Origin of the sequence: Bradyrhizobium sp. Cp5.3, assembly GCF_000426265.1 — a bacterium.
Taxonomy (GTDB): domain Bacteria; phylum Pseudomonadota; class Alphaproteobacteria; order Rhizobiales; family Xanthobacteraceae; genus Bradyrhizobium; species Bradyrhizobium neotropicale.
On sequence record NZ_AUFA01000032.1, the window covers coordinates 47,575 to 64,427 of the forward strand.

13 protein-coding genes are annotated in these 16,853 nt (G+C 65.6%); 6 read left to right on the forward strand and 7 right to left on the reverse strand.

The annotated features are described in order from the left end of the window. Window positions 1-13 precede the first annotated feature (13 nt). Window positions 14-832 (forward strand): SDR family NAD(P)-dependent oxidoreductase, encoded by an 819-nt coding sequence (locus K289_RS0130910; RefSeq protein WP_027555021.1) that lies wholly within the window; start codon window positions 14-16, stop codon window positions 830-832. On the opposite strand, the gene K289_RS0130915 is transcribed toward K289_RS0130910, so the two are convergent. From K289_RS0130915 to K289_RS0130930, 4 genes are read right to left on the reverse strand one after another with little or no spacing between them, the layout of a single operon-like run. Further along, on the reverse strand, window positions 829-1,527 hold the full coding sequence (locus K289_RS0130915; protein WP_027555022.1) for a substrate-binding domain-containing protein: 699 nt from the start codon (window positions 1,525-1,527) through the stop codon (window positions 829-831). The two genes, K289_RS0130910 and K289_RS0130915, sit on opposite strands and share 4 nt — an antisense overlap. Continuing rightward, window positions 1,524-3,656 (reverse strand): molybdopterin cofactor-binding domain-containing protein, encoded by a 2,133-nt coding sequence (locus K289_RS0130920; RefSeq protein ID WP_027555023.1) that lies wholly within the window; start codon window positions 3,654-3,656, stop codon window positions 1,524-1,526. The genes K289_RS0130915 and K289_RS0130920 overlap by 4 nt, the downstream gene beginning before the upstream one ends. Beyond that, complete coding sequence (locus tag K289_RS0130925) at window positions 3,653-4,123, reverse strand: (2Fe-2S)-binding protein (protein WP_027555024.1); 471 nt, start codon at window positions 4,121-4,123, stop codon at window positions 3,653-3,655. Before K289_RS0130925 ends, K289_RS0130920 begins: the two co-directional genes overlap by 4 nt. Before the next feature lie 14 nt (window positions 4,124-4,137). Next, window positions 4,138-5,112 (reverse strand): tripartite tricarboxylate transporter substrate binding protein, encoded by a 975-nt coding sequence (locus K289_RS0130930; RefSeq protein WP_027555025.1) that lies wholly within the window; start codon window positions 5,110-5,112, stop codon window positions 4,138-4,140. Window positions 5,113-5,345: 233 nt separating this feature from the next. Between K289_RS0130930 and K289_RS0130935 the strand changes: the two genes are divergently transcribed. Together K289_RS0130935 and K289_RS0130940 are read left to right on the forward strand one after the other, a co-directional pair. Continuing rightward, window positions 5,346-7,439 carry a molybdopterin-dependent oxidoreductase gene (locus tag K289_RS0130935; protein WP_027555026.1) on the forward strand — a complete coding sequence of 698 codons (2,094 nt, stop codon included), beginning with the start codon at window positions 5,346-5,348 and terminating at the stop codon, window positions 7,437-7,439. A gap of 138 nt (window positions 7,440-7,577) precedes the next feature. Further along, window positions 7,578-8,360, forward strand: coding sequence for an enoyl-CoA hydratase/isomerase family protein (locus tag K289_RS0130940; protein WP_027555027.1), 783 nt, complete (start codon window positions 7,578-7,580; stop codon window positions 8,358-8,360). Between the two features lie 208 nt (window positions 8,361-8,568). Here K289_RS0130940 and K289_RS0130945 read toward each other — a convergent pair whose 3' ends face one another. The 3 genes from K289_RS0130945 to K289_RS0130955 form a co-directional block, all read right to left on the reverse strand. Then, window positions 8,569-8,997, reverse strand: a complete 429-nt coding sequence (locus K289_RS0130945) for a heme-binding protein (protein ID WP_027555028.1) — start codon at window positions 8,995-8,997, stop codon at window positions 8,569-8,571. Continuing rightward, a complete protein-coding gene (locus K289_RS0130950) occupies window positions 8,990-11,968 on the reverse strand; it encodes an FAD-binding and (Fe-S)-binding domain-containing protein (RefSeq protein ID WP_027555029.1) in 2,979 nt (992 codons plus the stop codon). The genes K289_RS0130945 and K289_RS0130950 overlap by 8 nt, the downstream gene beginning before the upstream one ends. A 100-nt stretch (window positions 11,969-12,068) precedes the next feature. After that, window positions 12,069-12,812 carry a GntR family transcriptional regulator gene (locus K289_RS0130955; RefSeq protein WP_027555030.1) on the reverse strand — a complete coding sequence of 248 codons (744 nt, stop codon included), beginning with the start codon at window positions 12,810-12,812 and terminating at the stop codon, window positions 12,069-12,071. A gap of 132 nt (window positions 12,813-12,944) precedes the next feature. Between K289_RS0130955 and K289_RS0130960 the strand changes: the two genes are divergently transcribed. The 3 genes from K289_RS0130960 to K289_RS0130970 all read left to right on the forward strand — a co-directional run bounded on the left by K289_RS0130960 (window position 12,945) and on the right by K289_RS0130970 (window position 16,805). Then, entirely contained in the window at window positions 12,945-14,147 is a 1,203-nt protein-coding gene (locus K289_RS0130960; protein ID WP_027555031.1) for an alanine--glyoxylate aminotransferase family protein, read from the forward strand. A gap of 48 nt (window positions 14,148-14,195) precedes the next feature. Next, window positions 14,196-15,479 (forward strand): MFS transporter, encoded by a 1,284-nt coding sequence (locus K289_RS0130965; RefSeq protein ID WP_027555032.1) that lies wholly within the window; start codon window positions 14,196-14,198, stop codon window positions 15,477-15,479. A gap of 126 nt (window positions 15,480-15,605) precedes the next feature. Continuing rightward, window positions 15,606-16,805 carry an alanine--glyoxylate aminotransferase family protein gene (locus K289_RS0130970; protein WP_027555033.1) on the forward strand — a complete coding sequence of 400 codons (1,200 nt, stop codon included), beginning with the start codon at window positions 15,606-15,608 and terminating at the stop codon, window positions 16,803-16,805. Window positions 16,806-16,853 lie beyond the last annotated feature (48 nt).

Consider the following 16,853-nt stretch of genomic DNA (forward strand, 5'->3'; position numbering starts at 1 on the left):
GGAGAATCTGTCTGTGACTGACTATCGCAAGCTCTTCGATCTCACCGGCAAGACCGCAGTGGTGCTCGGCGCCGCCTCGGGCATCGGCAAATCGTCGGCCGAGGCGCTGGCCGGGCTCGGCGCCCGTGTCGTCTGCGCCGACCGCGCGCTTGACGCTGCCGAGGCGACCGCCGCCGGCATTCGGGAGAAGGGCGGCTGGGCCGAGGCCGCTGCCTGCGATGCTGCGAGCGCGGCTGACGTCAACGCGCTGGCCGCGACCGTCATGCAGAAATTCCCGCGGCTCGATATCGCGGTGACGACGCCGGGGCTCAACATCCGCAAGACCATCCTCGACTACACCGAGGAGGATCTCGACCGCGTCGTTACGCTGAACGTGAAAGGCACCGTCTGGTTCTTCCAGGCCTTCGGTCGCATCATGGTGGAGCAGAAGGGCGGCAGCATCATCGCCTGCTCCTCGGTGCGCGCTGTGACCATCGAACCAGGCCTTGCGGTGTATGGCGCGACCAAGGCGGCGATCGGCCTGTTGGTGAAGGGATTTGCCTCAGAGGTCGGCCGCTCCGGCGTGCGCGTCAATGCGATTGCGCCGAGCATCGCGGAGACGGCGCTCACTGGTCCCTTCAAGCAGCACCCCGACATCTACAATCTCTACGCCGGCCACACCGTGTTCAATCGCTGGAGCAGTGCCGACGAAGTCGCCACGGCGGTAGCCTATCTCGCCTCGGATGCCGCGAGCTATGTCAGCGGAAGCACGCTGTTCGTCGATGGTGGCTGGACCGCCGTCGACGGACCGCCTACAGGCCTTACCCAGCTGAGCAAAGGCGCGCGTATCTAGCCGGCAAAGCCCACGCGCCGGCGCAGCTCGCTCTGGGCTGCGCCGGCCAGCAGCGCGATCAGCGCGCGGGCCTCTGCCGGATGCGCGGCACGCGTGGCAACGCCGGCCGTATACATCGTGACGAGCTCGGATCCCGGTGGCAGCGATCCCGACAGCACGATGCCGTTGGTCGCGATGATTTCGGTCGCCTGCGTGCATCCGATCGGCCTTTGCGCGGTCGACGCTGCAAGCTCCCGCATCGCCGTCGCGCCATTCGGATAGATCTTGAGGCGCGATGCGACCTCATAGGCGATGCCGAGCTGATCCAGGATTTTTGCGACGTGCATGCCGGCGGTCGAGGCCTTGGTGTCCGGGACGAAGATGGCATCGGCGGTGCGCAGCACGTCGCGCAGATCGGCTTCGGTTTTGACCGTCACCTTGGGATCGCGAGCGCGAACTGCGAGCGCCGTCTCGACTCTGCCGATGTCCGCGATCGATGCGGCTGTCACGAGCTGCTCGTCGGCGAGCTTGGTGACAAGCGCGTGCGTCAGGATGACGAGATCGGCCGGCGCGCTCGCGCGCAGCTTGTCGGCCATGATGCCGACTGCGCCGAATTGGCCGTCGATGCCGAATCCGGTCTGCGCCTTGAAGGTCTCGGTGAGGCCATGAACGAGGCCTTGCGCCGCGCCTCCGCTTAAAATGTTCACTGTCGTCACGACGCAAGCTCCATGGCTGCAATGATCCTGTCGCGCGTGATCGGCAGATCGCGCATGCGCACGCCGAGGCAATCGAACACCGCATTCGCGATCGCCGCCGTCACCGGGCCGTGCGCGGCCTCGCCGGCGCCGACCGGCTCGATCTCCGGCCGCTGGATGATCTCGACATCGACGGCCGGCACCTCGCTGAACGTCAGGATCGGATAGTCCGTCCAGGAGGTGGACGTGATGTGTGTCCGGTCGAAGCGAACGCGCTCCTTCAGCACCCAGCTCGTCGCCTGGATCGCGCCGCCCTCGATCTGGTTGATCACGCCATCCGGATTGATGGCCTCACCCACATCGACCGCGAGCGTGAGCCGCTTCACACGGATGTCGTCGGCACCTTCGATCTCGGCAATCGCGGCGCAATAGGCGCCTGTGTTCTTGTAGCGTGCGAAGCCGACACCGTGACCGACGCCGGCTCGGTTCTGCGGCTTCCAGTGCGCGCGTCGCGCCGCGGCGCGGATGACGTCCTTCGCTCGCTCGTCGCGCAGATGGCGCAGGCGGAACTTGACCGGGTCCTCGCCGCGCAGGGCGGCGATCTCGTCGAGCAGGGATTCGATGGCGAACACGTTGCTTTGCCCACCCAGCGTTCGCAGCGCCGAGGTGCGCACGGGCATGGTCAGGAGTCGATGGCTCGTGATCGTCCAGGCCGGGAGATCATAGAGCGGAACGGAGTTGCGGTCTCCGCCGCCGCCATTCGCGGCGGGCGGATTGGAGGAGATCATACGGGGGTAGGGGTTCGCGATCTCGGTTGCCGCGAGCAGCGCCGGCTGCGCCGCGCGCCCCGGCCGCGCCGCATGGCCGTTGCTCCAGATCGCATGGCGCCAGCCGATGATCTCATTGTCCGCATCGAGATCGGCCTCGATCTCGATCGCCATCGCCGCGCCGAACGGCGCATGGGACATCTCGTCGTGACGCGACCATTGCACCCTGACCGGATGGCCGCCGGCGGCCTTTGCCAGCAGCGCGGCATCGAGTGCGACGTCATCGGCCGCATTATGTCCGTAGCAGCCGGCGCCCTCCGTGTGCTCGACGATGATGCTCTCGACCGGCAGCTTGAGCACGATGGCGAGATCGGCGCGCAGCAGATAGACGCCTTGGCTGTGGGTCCAAACACGGACGCGATCGCCGTTCCACTGCGCCATGGCGCAGGACGGTGCGATCGAGGCGTGCGCGATATAGGGCCGGGTGTATTGCCGGCGGAGGGTGTGGGCGGCTTTCTTGGTCGCCGCCGATGTTCTGGTGTCGATGACAGTCGTCTCGACCGGCTGGCTCCTGAGGAAACCCGCGAGGTCGTCTTCGTCGGGCAAAGGCTCGCCGGCTGACCATGTCGCGCCTTTTCGCAATGCCTTGAGCACAGCTTCGGCCGCTGCTTCGGTCTCGGCGACCACGCCGGCGAAGCCGCCGTCTCGGGCGATCGCGACGAGACCGGGAACGCCTCGTGCAGCATCTTCGTCAAGCGCGATCAGCCTCGCGCCCGAGATATCCGGCCGCAGCACGCGTCCGTGCAGCAGGCCCGGCAGCGGACGGTCATGGATGAAGCGAGGCCGCGCAAACACCTTGTCGGGAATGTCGACGCGCTGAACAGAATGCCCTGCAACGCCACGTGCAGCGGCGAGCTTCGCCGTCGCGCCCGCGCTGGCCTCGCGGTCCAGGGAGACGTCGCCGGCCAGCTCCCAATAGCTGGTCCTGACATTGCCGGGGCCCGAGATCGTGCCATCATTGATATCGAGCCGCGACGCATCGACGCCGAGGCGTTCCGATGCAGCGGCGAGGAAGAGCTGGCGCACCTCCGCACAGACCTGGCGCAGCGCGCGGCCGGACTGCTGGATCGAGAGGCTGCCGGAGGTGACGCCCTCGTTCGGGCTGCTCGCCGTCGAGGCACGGATCATCTCGATCCGGGTGATATCGACATCGAGCTCGTCGGCGGCGATCTGGGCCAGCGCGGTGACGATGCCCTGGCCGATCTCGACTTTGCCGGGCGAGATCGCCACACGGCCTTCGTCGGTGAACCTCACCCAGGACGACAGCTTTGGATTGGCCGCCAGGCTGACCGGCAGTTTCGGGGCAGGGGAGGGCGTGGTCATGACGCCGCCATCTCCGAGACCGCCCGCAGCACCGCGCGCACCATGCGGTTATGCGATCCGCAGCGGCACAGATTGCGATCGAGCGCCGCCCTGACCTCAGTCTCCGTCGGCGACGGATTGCGCTTCAAGAGCGCCGCCGCGCTGATCATGATTCCCGACACGCAATAGCCGCACTGCATCGCCTGTTCGGCGATGAAGGCGCGCTGCAGCGGGTGCGGCTGCTCGGCCGTTCCGAGGCCTTCGATCGTCGTGATCCCCTTGTCGGCGACCGACCACATCGGCATGTCGCAGGAGGCCATCGCGTGATCGCCGACCATGACATAGCAGGCGCCGCATTCATTGGCCCCGCAGCCGAAATGCGGGCCGGTCACGCCGAGCCGGCCGCGCAGTACATCGAGCAGCATCTGATCCGGTTCGGCGTCCACTGCAATGGCGGCGCCGTTGAGATGGAAACGAATGGTCGGCATGATCGAGCGGGACCTCAGGACTTGTCGAACTTCTTGACGACGTCGGCCCATTTGGCGATGTCGCCGCGCAGGAACTTGTCGAATTCTTCCTGCGTCATCGACATGGGCACGGCACCCTGTTCTGTCCAGAGCTTTGCGATGTCGGGCCTCTTCACCATTGCGTTCACGGCGGCATTGAGCTTGTCGATGATCGGCTTCGGTGTGCCGGCCGGTGCCATCAGACCGAGCCAGATCGTGGCCTCATAGCCGGGTACGCCGGCCTCGCCGGCGGTCGGCACGTTCGGCAACACCGCCGAGCGTTGCTGGCCGGTGGTCGCGAGCGCCCGCACCTGGTTCTCGCCAATATTCGGCGCCATCGCCGGCACCGCATCGATCATCATCTGCACCTGTCCGCCGATCACGCCGCTGCGCGCCTCGCCGCTGTTGCGATAGGGAACGTGGACGACATCGATGCCGGCCATGGCTTTGAACAGCTCGCCGGCCATGTGGTAGGGCGTGCCCTGGCCGGAGGAGGCGTAGTTCAACTTGCCCGGCTGCGACTTGGCGAGTGCGATGAATTCCTGCAGCGTCTTCGCCGCGACCTGCGGGTTCACGACGATGACGAGATCGGAATAGTTGACCGGGGCGATCGGCACGAGGTCGCGCATCAGCTCGTACTTGCGCTGAGCGGGGGTCAACAGCGATTCGTTGGCGGTCTGGGTGTTTGACATCATCAGCAGCGTGTAGCCGTCGGCGGGCGACTTGACCGCTTCGACCGTTCCGATGACGCCGCCGGCGCCGGTTCGGTTCTCGATGACGAAGGGTTGGCCAAAGCTTTCCTGGAGGACGTTGCCGATCAGCCGCGCCGCAACATCGGCCGGGCCGCCGGCGCCGAAGGGCACGACGATGCGGACCGCGTGGGCAGGATATTCTTGCGCCGAACAGGGGAGTGCGGAGAATGCGCCGAGCAAGCCGGCCGCCAGCGCCAGCACGAATCTTGAAGCCGTCATGCCCACCTCCCTCTGTCGTTCTTGTTGGCCGGCACTGTAGCGGCGGGGCGCGCGGACTGTCGACGCCTCAGAAAGTCGATCCGGGTGGGAATATCGGTCCGTTTTCGGGGTGACCACGCGCCATTTCGCGGTCGCGGCAGGAACCGGCGGTACCCCCGGCTTGAGCCAATTGCATGGGCACTGCCGGATAAATGCCCTCGGCTGCCGGGAATTTTGATGTTACGAATTTTCCCATGAACCAGCACGCCAGGATCGAGATCCGCCACTCCACCTGCCCGCATGATTGCCCGTCGGCCTGCGCTCTCGATGTCGAGGTGGTCGAAGGCCGCAGCATCGGCCGCGTCCGCGGTTCGAGAAGGCAGACCTACACGGCCGGCGTGGTCTGCGCCAAGGTCGCGCGCTATGCCGAGCGCATCCATCACCCCGAGCGCGTGATGTATCCGATGCGCCGCACCGGCCCGAAGGGATCCGGCCAGTTTGCGCGGATTTCCTGGGACGAGGCGCTCGACGAGATCGGGCATCGCTTCAATGCAGCCGAGAGCGAGTTCGGCGCGGAATCGATCTGGCCGTATTACTACGCCGGCACAATGGGGCTGGTGATGCGCGACGGCCTCAATCGCCTCACGCATGTGAAGAAATATTCGCGCTTCTACTCGACGATCTGCGCCAATGTCGCCCGCGTCGGTTATGCGATCGGCACGGGCAGGATCGCCGGCGTCGATCCGCGTGAGATGGCGCTGTCCGACCTCGTCGTGATCTGGGGCACCAATCCCGTCAACACCCAGGTCAATGTGATGACGCATGCTGCGCGTGCGCGCAAGGAGCGCGGCGCCAAGATCGCGGCCGTCGACATCTACGACAACGAGACCATGAAGCAGGCCGACATCAGGATCATCCTGCGGCCCGGCACCGACGGTGCGTTCGCCTGCGGCGTCATGCATGTGCTGTTCCGCGACGGCTATGCTGATCGTGCCTACATGGACGCTTACACCGATTGCCCGGCCGAGCTCGAGGCGCATCTGAAGACGCGCAACCCCGAATGGGCGTCGGCGATCTGCGGCGTGCCGGTGTCCGAGATCGAGGCCTTCGCGAAGGCGGTCGGCGAGACCAAGCGGACCTTCCTTCGCCTCGGTTACGGCTTCACCCGCTCGCGCAATGGCGCGACGCAGATGCATGCGGCGCTCTGCATTCCAGCGGTGACCGGTGCCTGGCAGTATGAAGGCGGCGGCGCCTTCTTCAACAATTACGCGCTGTGGCATTTCGACGAATCCATCATCGAGGGCCACGACGCGATCGACAAGGCCACGCGCGCGCTCGACCAGTCGCAGATCGGCCGCATCCTGACCGGCGACACCGAAGCCCTGCACGGCAAGGGGCCGATCAAGGCGATGCTGATCCAGAACACCAACCCGATGACGGTGGCGCCGGAGCAGGCACTGGTGCGCCAGGGTTTTGCGCGCGAGGACCTGTTCGTCGCGGTGCATGAGCAGTTCATGACCGAGACGGCGCAGATGGCCGACATCGTGCTGCCGGCGACCATGTTCATGGAGCACGACGACCTCTATTACGGCGGTGGCCACCAGCACATCTCGGTGGGCGCGAAGCTGATCGATCCGCCCGGCGAATGCCGCTCCAACCACGAGGTCCTGCAGGCGTTGGCGCTGCGCGTCGGCGCGAAGCACCAGGGCTTCGCGATGACGTCGCGCGAGCTGATCGACGCGACGCTGAAGCTGAGCGGCCATGGCGACATCGCCGGGCTCGAGGCCGACATCTGGCGCGACCTGCAGCCGGATTTCCGCACCTCGCATTTTCTCGACGGCTTTGCGCACGCTGACAAGAAGTTCCACTTCAAGGCCGACTGGGCGCATCCACCGCTCGGCGAGATGATGGGCGATATCGACAGCATGCCGGCGCTGCCGGACCATTGGGCCGTGATCGAGCAGGCCGACCAGGTCCATCCGTTCCGGCTTGCGACCAGCCCGTCGCGCAGCTTCCTCAACACCACCTTCAACGAGACGCCGTCCTCGCAGGCGCGCGAGGGCAAGGCGAGCGTGATGATCCATCCCCTGGATGCGGCCGCGCTCGATATCGCCGACGGCGATGCGGTGACGCTCGGCAACACCCGCGGCGAGACCACGCTGATCGCGACCCTGTTCGAGGGCGTGCGGCGCGGCGTGCTGATCGCGGAGTCCGTTCATCCCAACATGGACCATATCGGCGGGCGCGGCATCAACATGCTGACGGGCGCGGACACGATCGCGCCGATCGGCGGTGCGGCGTTCCACGACAACAAGGTCTGGATCCGGAAGGCGGCCAGCGCGGCCTGAGGCACGCGCTTTCGCTGCGATCGCGCCGCAAAGTTGTGTCGAGGCGCTAAAGCGGCATGGCGTCAGAGATTGCGCTTGCGCCTGCCGTCCTGTCTGCCGCAAATGTCGGGCAAGCGGAAGACAACAAGCGAGCGTGCCATGACCGACACCACAAGCGTCATCACCGAGAAACGCGGGCAGGCGTTCTGGATCACCATCAACCGGCCGGAGAAGCGCAACGCGCTGAACGGCGAGGTGATCGCCGGCGTCGCCAAGGGCTATCGCGACGCGCATGACGACAAGGACGTCCGCGTCATCGTGCTGACGGGCGCGGGCGACAAGGCGTTCTGCGCCGGCGCGGACTTGCAGAACTCCGGCGCGGCTTTCGCGATGGATCATTCCAAGCCAAATGTCGACTATGCCGATTTGTTGCGCTTGTCGCAGAACGCGACCAAGCCGGCGATCGCGCGCCTCAGTGGCGTCTGCATGGCCGGCGGCATGGGCCTGTTGTGCATGACCGACATGGCGGTCGCCGCCGACCACGTCATCTTCGGCCTGCCCGAGGTGAAGGTCGGCGTGTTTCCGATGCAGGTGCTGAGCCTGCTGCAGAGTATCGCGCCGCCGCGCCTCGTCAACGAATGGGCGCTCACCGGCGAGCCGTTCGACGCGAAGTCAGCGCAAGGGGCAGGGCTGCTCAACTATGTCGTGCCGGCAGCCGAGCTCGACGCCAAGGTCGACTGGCTGATCGGCCGCATCGTCGACAAGTCTCCGACCGCGATCCGCCGCGGCAAATATGCCATGCGCGCGATCGCGTCGATGTCGTTCGACGAGAGCATCGCCTACACCGAAAGCCAGATCGCACTGCTCGCGATGACCGAGGACGCCAAGGAGGGCCTGAAGGCCTTCGCCGAAAAGCGCAAGCCTGCGTGGACGGGGCGGTGAGGGGGCTCAGTCCCCCCGTGCCGTCTCCACCCGTTCCGTCACCCCGCGAGGGTGACGGTGCCGAGTATTGCTGATTTTCCGATATTGATGTTTTGCTCCTGTTTTGCCCGACGTGTCAATTGGCTTCGCAGGGATCGCAAAGACATCTGCCGGCATCCACCGGCTACTTTGCATGGGGTTGTTTTCGATATTTTGTGACGGCGAAGTCTCAGCCCGCGTTGGCCTTGAGCCCTGCGGCTTGGATGCCGGCGATGGCACAGGCTTCGTCATTGTCGGAGGTGTCGCCGGATACGCCGACGGCGCCGAGCAGCGTCGTGCCGTCCTGGATCAGCACGCCGCCGGGCACGGGGACCAGCGCGCCCTTGGCGATCGTGTTCACGGCGTCGATGAAATAGGCCTGCTCCTGCGCCCGCTGGTACAGCGCGCGCGATCCCAGGCCCAGGGCGAGCGCGCCATAGGCCTTGCCGTGCGCGATCTCCGCGCGCATCAGGCTGGTGCCGTCCTGGGCCGCGGCGAGCTTGAGGACGCCGCGTGCATCGAGGATGGTGACGACGAGCGGCTTCAGTTTCAGCTCGGTGGCCTTCGCGAAGGCGGCGTCGAGGATCTTGCGGGCGACGTCGAGGGGCAGTTCAGCCATGGTTGTTGTCCTTTGCAACGGGTGAGGTCATGGATTGGGTTGTAGCTCGATCAAGGCTCATCGCCAGCACGCGCGCGACGTGAAGGGCTTCGCGCTGTGCGCCGTCGTGGATCTGATGCCGGCAGGAGGTGCCGTCGGCGACCACCAGTGTCGCCTGGTCGGCGCGCCGCACGGCCGGCAACAGCGACAGCTCGGCCATCTCGATCGAGGCATCGTAGGTGTCTGCGCCATAGCCGAAGGCGCCGGCCATGCCGCAGCAGCTCGACTCGATGGTTTCGACCTTCAGGCCGGGAATCAGGCGCAGCACCTGCTCGACCGGTTTGAAGGCGCCGAAGGATTTCTGGTGGCAATGGCCATGCACCATGGCCTTGTCGGCGACGGCGCCGAGCGGCAGTTGCAGCCGTCCGGCCTCCGCCTCGCGCACCAGAAACTCTTCGAAGGTGAGCGCGTGGGCGCCGACGGTCTTCGCATCATTGTCCTTGCGCAGCGAAGCGAGCTCGTCGCGCAGCGTCAACAGGCAGCTCGGCTCGAGGCCGACGATCGGCACGCCGCGCGCGGCAAAGGGAGCGAAGGCTGCAACGAGGCGATCGAGCTCGGCTTTGGCTTCGTCGACGAGGCCTGCCGAGAGGAACGTGCGACCGCAGCATGGCGGGCGGCCGCCGCCCGAGGGCTGCGGCAGGTGCACGCGATAGCCGCCAGCCGTGAGAACACGCAGCGCGGCGTCGAGATTTTCTCGCTCATAGATGCGGTTGAAGGTGTCGATGAACAGCACGACTTCGTGGCCAGCCTTCGGGCCGACGCTGGCCGCAGGTGGCACGAAGACGTCGCGGCGGAAGGCGGGCAGCGCCCGGCGCGCGCTGATGCCGGCAAAGCGCTCGAACAGCTTTCGCAGCACCGCGCTGCGGTTGCGCAGGTTCGCCAGCGGGGCGAGGGCTGAGGCGAGGCCGGCGTAGCGTGGCAGATAGCCGACCAGACGGTCGCGCAGCGTCAGGCCATGGGAGGCCGCGCGCGCGGCAAGCACCTCGATCTTCATCTTGGCCATGTCGACGCCGGTCGGGCATTCATGGCGGCAGGCCTTGCAGGAGACGCAGAGTTTCAGCGTCTCCATCATCTCGTCGGAGGCCAACGCGCCGGGACCGAGCTGGCCAGAGATCGCGAGCCGCAATGTATTGGCGCGGCCGCGGGTGACGTCCTTCTCGTTGCGCGTCGCGCGGTAGGACGGGCACATCACGCCGCCCTCGAGCTTGCGACAGGCGCCGTTGTTGTTGCACATCTCGATCGCGCCCTGGAAACCGCCGCCGGCGCCGGGCCAGGCGGACCAGTCGAGCTTCGTCTTCAGCTCGTTGACGCGATAGTCCGGCCGGAAGCGGAACAGCGAGCGATCGTCCATCTTGGGGGCATCGACGATCTTGCCGGGGTTGAGGACGTTGTCGGGATCGAAGCGCTTCTTCACTTCCCTGAAGTCGGCGACGAGGCGCTCGCCGAACATCGTCTCGTGAAACTCGGAGCGCACGAGGCCGTCGCCATGCTCGCCGGAATGCGAGCCCTTGTATTCGCGGACCAGCGCAAAGGCCTCTTCGGCGATGGCGCGCATCGCCTTGACGTCCTTCTCCAGCTTCAGGTTCAGGACGGGGCGCACATGCAGGCAGCCTTCGGAGGCGTGCGCGTACATCGTGCCGCTGGTGCCGTGCTTGGCAAAGACATCGTTGAGCCGCGCGGTGTAGTCGGCGAGGTGCGGCAGCGGCACCGCGCAGTCCTCGACGAAGGAGACCGGCTTGCCCTCCTGCTTCATCGACATCATGACGTTGAGGCCGGCGGCGCGGAAATCGGCGATGCCGCTCTGAAGGGCAGGCTCGGTAATCTCGACCACGCCGCCCCATTTGCGCTTGTCGTTGTTCCAGCCAAAGCAGAGATCGGCCATCAGCTCGGTGAGCTGCTTGAGGCGCGCGAGATTTTCGGCCTGGTCCTCTTCGGCGAACTCCACCACCAGCACGGCATCCGGATCGCCCTTGATGGCGGCGCTGATGATGGGTCTGAACATCGCGATGTCGCGGCCGAGCGCGATCATGGTGCGGTCGACGAGCTCGACCGCGATCGGCTTGAGCTTGACCAGATGCTGGGCCGCGTCCATCGCCTCGTAGAAACTGCCGAAATGGCAGACGCCCACCACCTTGTTGCGGATGACGGGCCAGAGCTTCAGCTCGACCTTGGTGGTGAAGGCGAGGGTGCCTTCGGACCCGACCAGCAGATGCGCCATGTTGTTGGGCGCGTTGCGCGGCACCAGTGCATCGAGATTGTAGCCGCCGACGCGGCGCTGCACTTTTGGGAAGCGCGCGGCGATCTCCCCGGCTTCGCGCGCGCCGAGGTCGAGCATGTCGCGGAACAGCGCAAGTGTGGCCTCGCTCGCGGGAATGTCGGAGAGATCGCGCGACGTCTCGCCGAACCGCGCCAGCGTGCCGTCGGCAAGCGCGGCCTCCATCGACAGCGTGTTGTCGCGCATGGTGCCGTAGCGCAAGCTACGGCCGCCGCAGGAATTATTGCCGGCCATGCCGCCGATGGTGGCGCGCGAGGCCGTGGAGACGTCGACCGGAAACCAAAGGCCGTGCTTCTTGAGCTGGCGATTGAGGTCGTCGAGCACGATGCCGGGCTCGACCACGCAGGTGCGATTCTCGACGTCGAGCGACAGGATCCGGTTCAGGTGCTTGGAGAGATCGACGATGAGGCCGTCGTTGACGGTCTGGCCGCATTGCGAGGTGCCGCCGCCGCGTGGGGTGACCTTCCGTCCGTCGTCCCGGGCGATCGCGAGTGCCCGCAGCGCCTCGTCCATGGTCTTGGGCAGCACCACGCCAGCCGGCATGATCTGGTAGAACGAGGCATCGGTCGCGTAGCGGCCGCGGTTGAAGGCGTCGAACAGGACGTCGCCGGTCACTTCCGACCGAAGGCGCCGTTCGAGCGAGGAGGCGTTTGTCATCCCTGATCCCGAACTGATCCAACGGGCCTCCGTGGCCTCATTGAGTTATTCATTCTTATTCTCGACCGATTATATTATGAATGCAAAATGATCAAGCCGGTCACCCCTCAGGTGACGCCGGTGCGCCTTCGGGGGCTTCGGTCAGGTGTTCGATTGCGGCCGTCCGCTTGTTGCGCAAGTGCTGGAACAGGATGTCGCTCAACTCGCTTGCGGCGCGGCGGCGCAGCGCATCGAGGATGGCTTCATGCTCGCGCATGGCCTCGCCCCAACGCTGCCGCTTGCGGGCGAAGTTCGCGGAGTAGCGGACGCGGCGGATCCGTCCTGCGAAGTTGGTGTAGGCGGTCTTCAGGGTCTCGTTGCGCGCTGCGTCGACGATCGCCTCGTGGATGCGCTGGTTGGCCAGGAAATAGCCGTGCATGTCGCGATGCAGGTAATGGCCGTACATCTCGTAGTGCAGCCGCTCGATATCGGCGATTTCATCGTCGGTAATGGCTTCGCAGGCGAGCCGGCCGGCCAGGCTTTCGAGGCCGGCCATCACGTCGAACAGCTCCGCGAGATCGCGCTGGTTGAGCTGGCGCACCCGCGCGCCGCGATTGGGCAATAACTCGATCAGGCCCTCGGCGGCGAGCACCTTCAGCGCTTCGCGCAACGGAGTACGGGAGATTCCGAGCATCTCGCAGAGCTGGCGCTCAGGAACGCGCGCGCCCTCCGGGATGTTGCCCTCGACCACGTAGTCGCGCAGCCGCAGCAGGATCTCGCCATGAAGCGAGGCTTCCGGGCGGTCGCTGCCATTGCCGGCGGTTTGGCCGATCGGGACCCCGTCGTCGGGAATCGTGGATTTCATATGCCGCACAGTAGTTTGCCTGGTTGGTCGCGTCGATGCTCGCAATCGAATACCAGAATTCTATTGAAAGGACAAAAAATGAATGCAAAATAGTTGGTGAGTCAGTCCAGAGTCCGTCGCTAGGAGGTTTTCATGCATCAGGGACGCCATTTCCTCCAGATTCCGGGCCCGAGCCCGGTGCCCGACCGCGTTCTGCGCGCCATGGACATGCCGGTGATCGACCACCGCAGCGCCGAGTTCGGCGAGCTCGGCCGGTCCGTGCTCGAAGGCAGCCAGAAGATTTTCCAGACGTCAGGTCCGGTGGTGATCTTCCCCTCGTCAGGGACCGGCGCCTGGGAGGCCGCGATCGTCAACACGCTGTCGCCGAGCGACAAGGTGCTGATGGTCGAGACCGGCCATTTCGCCACGCTGTGGCGCCAGATGGCGGCACGGTTCGGGATCGAGGTCGACTTCATCCCCGGCGACTGGCGCCGGGGCGCCGATCCTGCTCAGATCGAAGCTAGGCTCACCGAGGACACCGCGCGGACAATCAAAGCAGTGATGGTCGTGCACAACGAGACCTCGACCGGCGCGACCAGTCGGATCGGCGACATCCGCGCCGCGATCGACCGCACTGGCCATCCAGCGTTGCTGATGGTCGACACCATCTCCTCGCTCGGCTCGGTCGACTACCGGCACGAGGAGTGGAAGGTCGACGTCAGCGTCAGCTGCTCGCAGAAAGGCTTCATGCTGCCGCCCGGGCTCGGCTTCAACGCGATCTCGGAGAAGGCCCGCACCGCGTCGAAGACCAACAGGATGCCGCGCTCCTATTTCGACTGGGAGGAGATGCTCAAGCCCAATGCAAAGGGCTTCTTCCCCTATACGCCGGCGACGAACCTGCTCTACGGCCTGCGCGAGGCGATTGCGATGCTGCTCGAAGAGGGCCTCGACAACGTTTTCGCGCGACATCAGCGGCTCGCCGCGGCGACCCGCGCCGCTGTCAATCACTGGGGCCTCGAGGTGCTCTGCCAGGAGCCGGCCGAATTCTCGCCGGTGCTGACGGCAGTACTGATGCCGCCCGGTCATGATGCCGATCAATTCCGGAAAGTTGTGCTCGACAATTACAACATGTCGCTCGGCTCGGGCCTGTCCAAGGTCGCCGGCAAGGTCTTCCGCATCGGTCACCTCGGCGAATGCAACGCGCTGACGCTGCTCGGCGCGCTCACCGGCGTGGAGATGGGGCTGTCGGTTGCCGGCGTGCCGCATCGCGCCGGCGGCGTCGAAGTCGCGATGAAGCTCTTGGAGCAGCGCACGCAGAGCAATTCGCCGCCGCATCTGACGGTGGTCGGCACTTAGGACGCAGCGCGCAACCGGCAATCAGGCAACAGCGATACGGGGGAAGCGATGGGAGTTCGGCTCAAGGCCACGCATGTCGTGCTGGCCATGCTCTGTGCGATGTACTTCATCACCTATATCGACCGGGTCAATATCGGCACCGCGGCCAGCGAGATCCAGAAGGAGCTTGGTCTTTCGAACACCCAGCTTGGCCTCGTGTTCTCCGCCTTCGCCTATCCGTATCTGCTGTTCCAGGTGATCGGCGGCTGGGTCGGCGATCATTTTGGACCGCGCAAGACGCTGTTCTGGTGCGGCATGATCTGGGCGGTCGCGACCATCATGACCGGCTTCGTGAATGGTCTCGCCGCGCTGTTCGTTGCGCGGTTTGCGCTCGGCTTCGGCGAGGGCGCGACCTTTCCGACCGCAACGCGCGCGATGCAATACTGGACGCCGGCGAACCGCCGCGGCTTCGCGCAAGGGCTGACCCATTCCTTCGCCCGGCTCGGCAATGCCGTGACGCCGCCGGTGGTCGCGCTCCTGATCCTGTGGCTGACCTGGCGCGGAGCGTTCGTCGTGCTCGGCTTCGTCAGTCTGATCTGGGGCATCATCTGGGTCTGGTACTTCCGCAACGAGCCGAAGGACCATGCCTCGATCACGGAAGCGGAGCTCGCCGCGCTCCCGCCGCGTCCCACCGGCGAGCGGCCGCGCGTGCCCTGGGGCCCGTTGCTCGGCCGGATGTGGCCGGTGACGCTGACCTATTTCTGCTACGGCTGGTGCCTGTGGCTGTACCTCAACTGGCTGCCGCTGTTCTTCAAGAACAACTACAGCCTCGACATCAAGAACTCCGCCCTGTTCGCCTCGGGCGTGTTCTTCGCGGGCGTGGTCGGCGACAGCGTCGGGGGCGTGCTGTCGGACAAAATTCTCGATCGCACCGGCAATGTCCGCCTGGCGCGGCTGAGCGTGACGGTTGTGGGATTTGCGGGGGCGCTGTTGTCGCTTTTCCCGATCCTGTTCGTCCACGACATCACCGTGGTCGCGTTGTGCCTGTCTGCGGGCTTCTTCTGCGCCGAGCTGGTGATCGGCCCGATGTGGTCGATTCCGATGGACATTGCCCCGAAATATTCCGGCACCGCGTCGGGAATCATGAACACCGGCTCGGCCTTCGCCGCCATCGTCTCGCCGCTGGTGGCGGGGTTCGTCATCGACGCCACCGGCAATTGGTACCTGCCGTTCCTGATGTCGATGGGCCTCCTCATGCTCGGCGGCGTCTCCGCCTTCCTGATGCATCCGGAGCGCCCGTTCGAGGAAGCCGAGGGGCACGTTCCCGCGGCAAAAGTGGTTGCCGCGGAGTAGGGGATGGAAGGCGGAGCGAGGACCGCCGGATATGCATGGGAGGCGCCTTTAGGAGAGGGGACAAGCCGGTCAAATGGTGCTATTCGGCGGCTCACCAAAACCAAGGCTAGACCGGGAAGGACGCCGATGACCGTGCATACTGGAAGGCATTTTCTCCAGATTCCAGGACCGACCAACGTACCCGACCGGGTGCTTCGGGCGATGGATATGCCGACGCTGGACCATCGCGGTCCGGAGTTCGCCGAGCTCGGTTTCGCGGTTCTTGCCTCGATGCAGCGGGTGTTCCGGACCAAGCAGCCCGTGATCATCTTCCCCTCGTCCGGGACCGGCGCGTGGGAAGCGGCGATGGTCAACGTGGTCGCCCCCGGCGACAAGGTGCTGATGTGCGAGACCGGCCAGTTCGCAGTGCTATGGCGCGGCATCGCCGACAAGTTCAAGCTCGACGTCGACTTCATTCCGAGCGACTGGCGCCATGGCGCCGATCTCGCCGAGATCGAGAAGCGGCTTTCCGCCGACAAGCAGCACGCGATCAAGGCGGTCTGCGTCGTGCACAACGAGACTTCGACCGGCTGCCTGACGCCCCCGCTCGAGGTGCGCAAGATCCTCGATAAGGTGAAGCATCCGGCGCTGCTGATGGTGGACACCATCTCCGGCCTTGGCTCGATGGAATATGAGCACGACGCCTGGGGCATCGACGTCTCGGTCGCCGGCTCCCAGAAGGGGCTGATGCTGCCGCCGGGCCTCGGCTTCAACGCCGTCTCGGAGAAGGCGCTCGCGGTTGCGAAGGCCAATCAGGGCATGCGTTCCTACTGGGACTGGCAGGAAGTCATCAGCTTCAACAAGCTCGGCACCTTCCCCTATACGCCTGCCACCAATCTGCTCTACGGCCTGCGCGAAGCGGTGAAGATGCTGGAAGAGGAGGGGCTCGAAAACGTGTGGGCCCGCCACAAGCGCCACAGTGCGGCGACCCGCGCAGCGGTCAAGGTCTGGGGCCTGGAGACGCAGTGCGCCGATGCAGGCGCGCATTCGCCGGCGCTGACCGGCGTGCGCATGCCCGAGGGCCATGACGCCGACAACTTCCGCAAGGTGGTGCTGGAGAATTTCGACATGTCGCTCGGCACCGGCCTGAACAAGGTCAAGGGCAAGGTGTTCCGCATCGGCCATATCGGTCATTTCAACGACCTGATGCTGATGGGTACGCTCGCCGGCGTCGAGATGGGTCTCGATCTCGCCAAGGTCCCGCATCGCAGCGGCGGCGTGCTGGCCGCCATGGACGTCCTGAAGGGACGCGACGCGGTGCCGATGGCCAAGGCGCAGGTCGCCTGAAGTAACTCTAAAGCGCGATGAGCGGTCATCGCGCTTTAGGTTTAATTC

Coding starts and splice junctions, on each gene's coding strand:
- K289_RS0130925 (WP_027555024.1), bottom strand. CDS start 4,123: ATGCCGACCATTCGTTTCCATCTCAACGGCGCCGCCATTGCAGTGGAC.
- K289_RS0130920 (WP_027555023.1), bottom strand. CDS start 3,656: ATGACCACGCCCTCCCCTGCCCCGAAACTGCCGGTCAGCCTGGCGGCC.
- K289_RS0130950 (WP_027555029.1), bottom strand. CDS start 11,968: ATGACAAACGCCTCCTCGCTCGAACGGCGCCTTCGGTCGGAAGTGACC.
- K289_RS0130935 (WP_027555026.1), top strand. CDS start 5,346: ATGAACCAGCACGCCAGGATCGAGATCCGCCACTCCACCTGCCCGCAT.
- K289_RS0130960 (WP_027555031.1), top strand. CDS start 12,945: ATGCATCAGGGACGCCATTTCCTCCAGATTCCGGGCCCGAGCCCGGTG.
- K289_RS0130965 (WP_027555032.1), top strand. CDS start 14,196: ATGGGAGTTCGGCTCAAGGCCACGCATGTCGTGCTGGCCATGCTCTGT.
- K289_RS0130930 (WP_027555025.1), bottom strand. CDS start 5,112: ATGACGGCTTCAAGATTCGTGCTGGCGCTGGCGGCCGGCTTGCTCGGC.
- K289_RS0130940 (WP_027555027.1), top strand. CDS start 7,578: ATGACCGACACCACAAGCGTCATCACCGAGAAACGCGGGCAGGCGTTC.
- K289_RS0130955 (WP_027555030.1), bottom strand. CDS start 12,812: ATGAAATCCACGATTCCCGACGACGGGGTCCCGATCGGCCAAACCGCC.
- K289_RS0130970 (WP_027555033.1), top strand. CDS start 15,606: ATGACCGTGCATACTGGAAGGCATTTTCTCCAGATTCCAGGACCGACC.
- K289_RS0130945 (WP_027555028.1), bottom strand. CDS start 8,997: ATGGCTGAACTGCCCCTCGACGTCGCCCGCAAGATCCTCGACGCCGCC.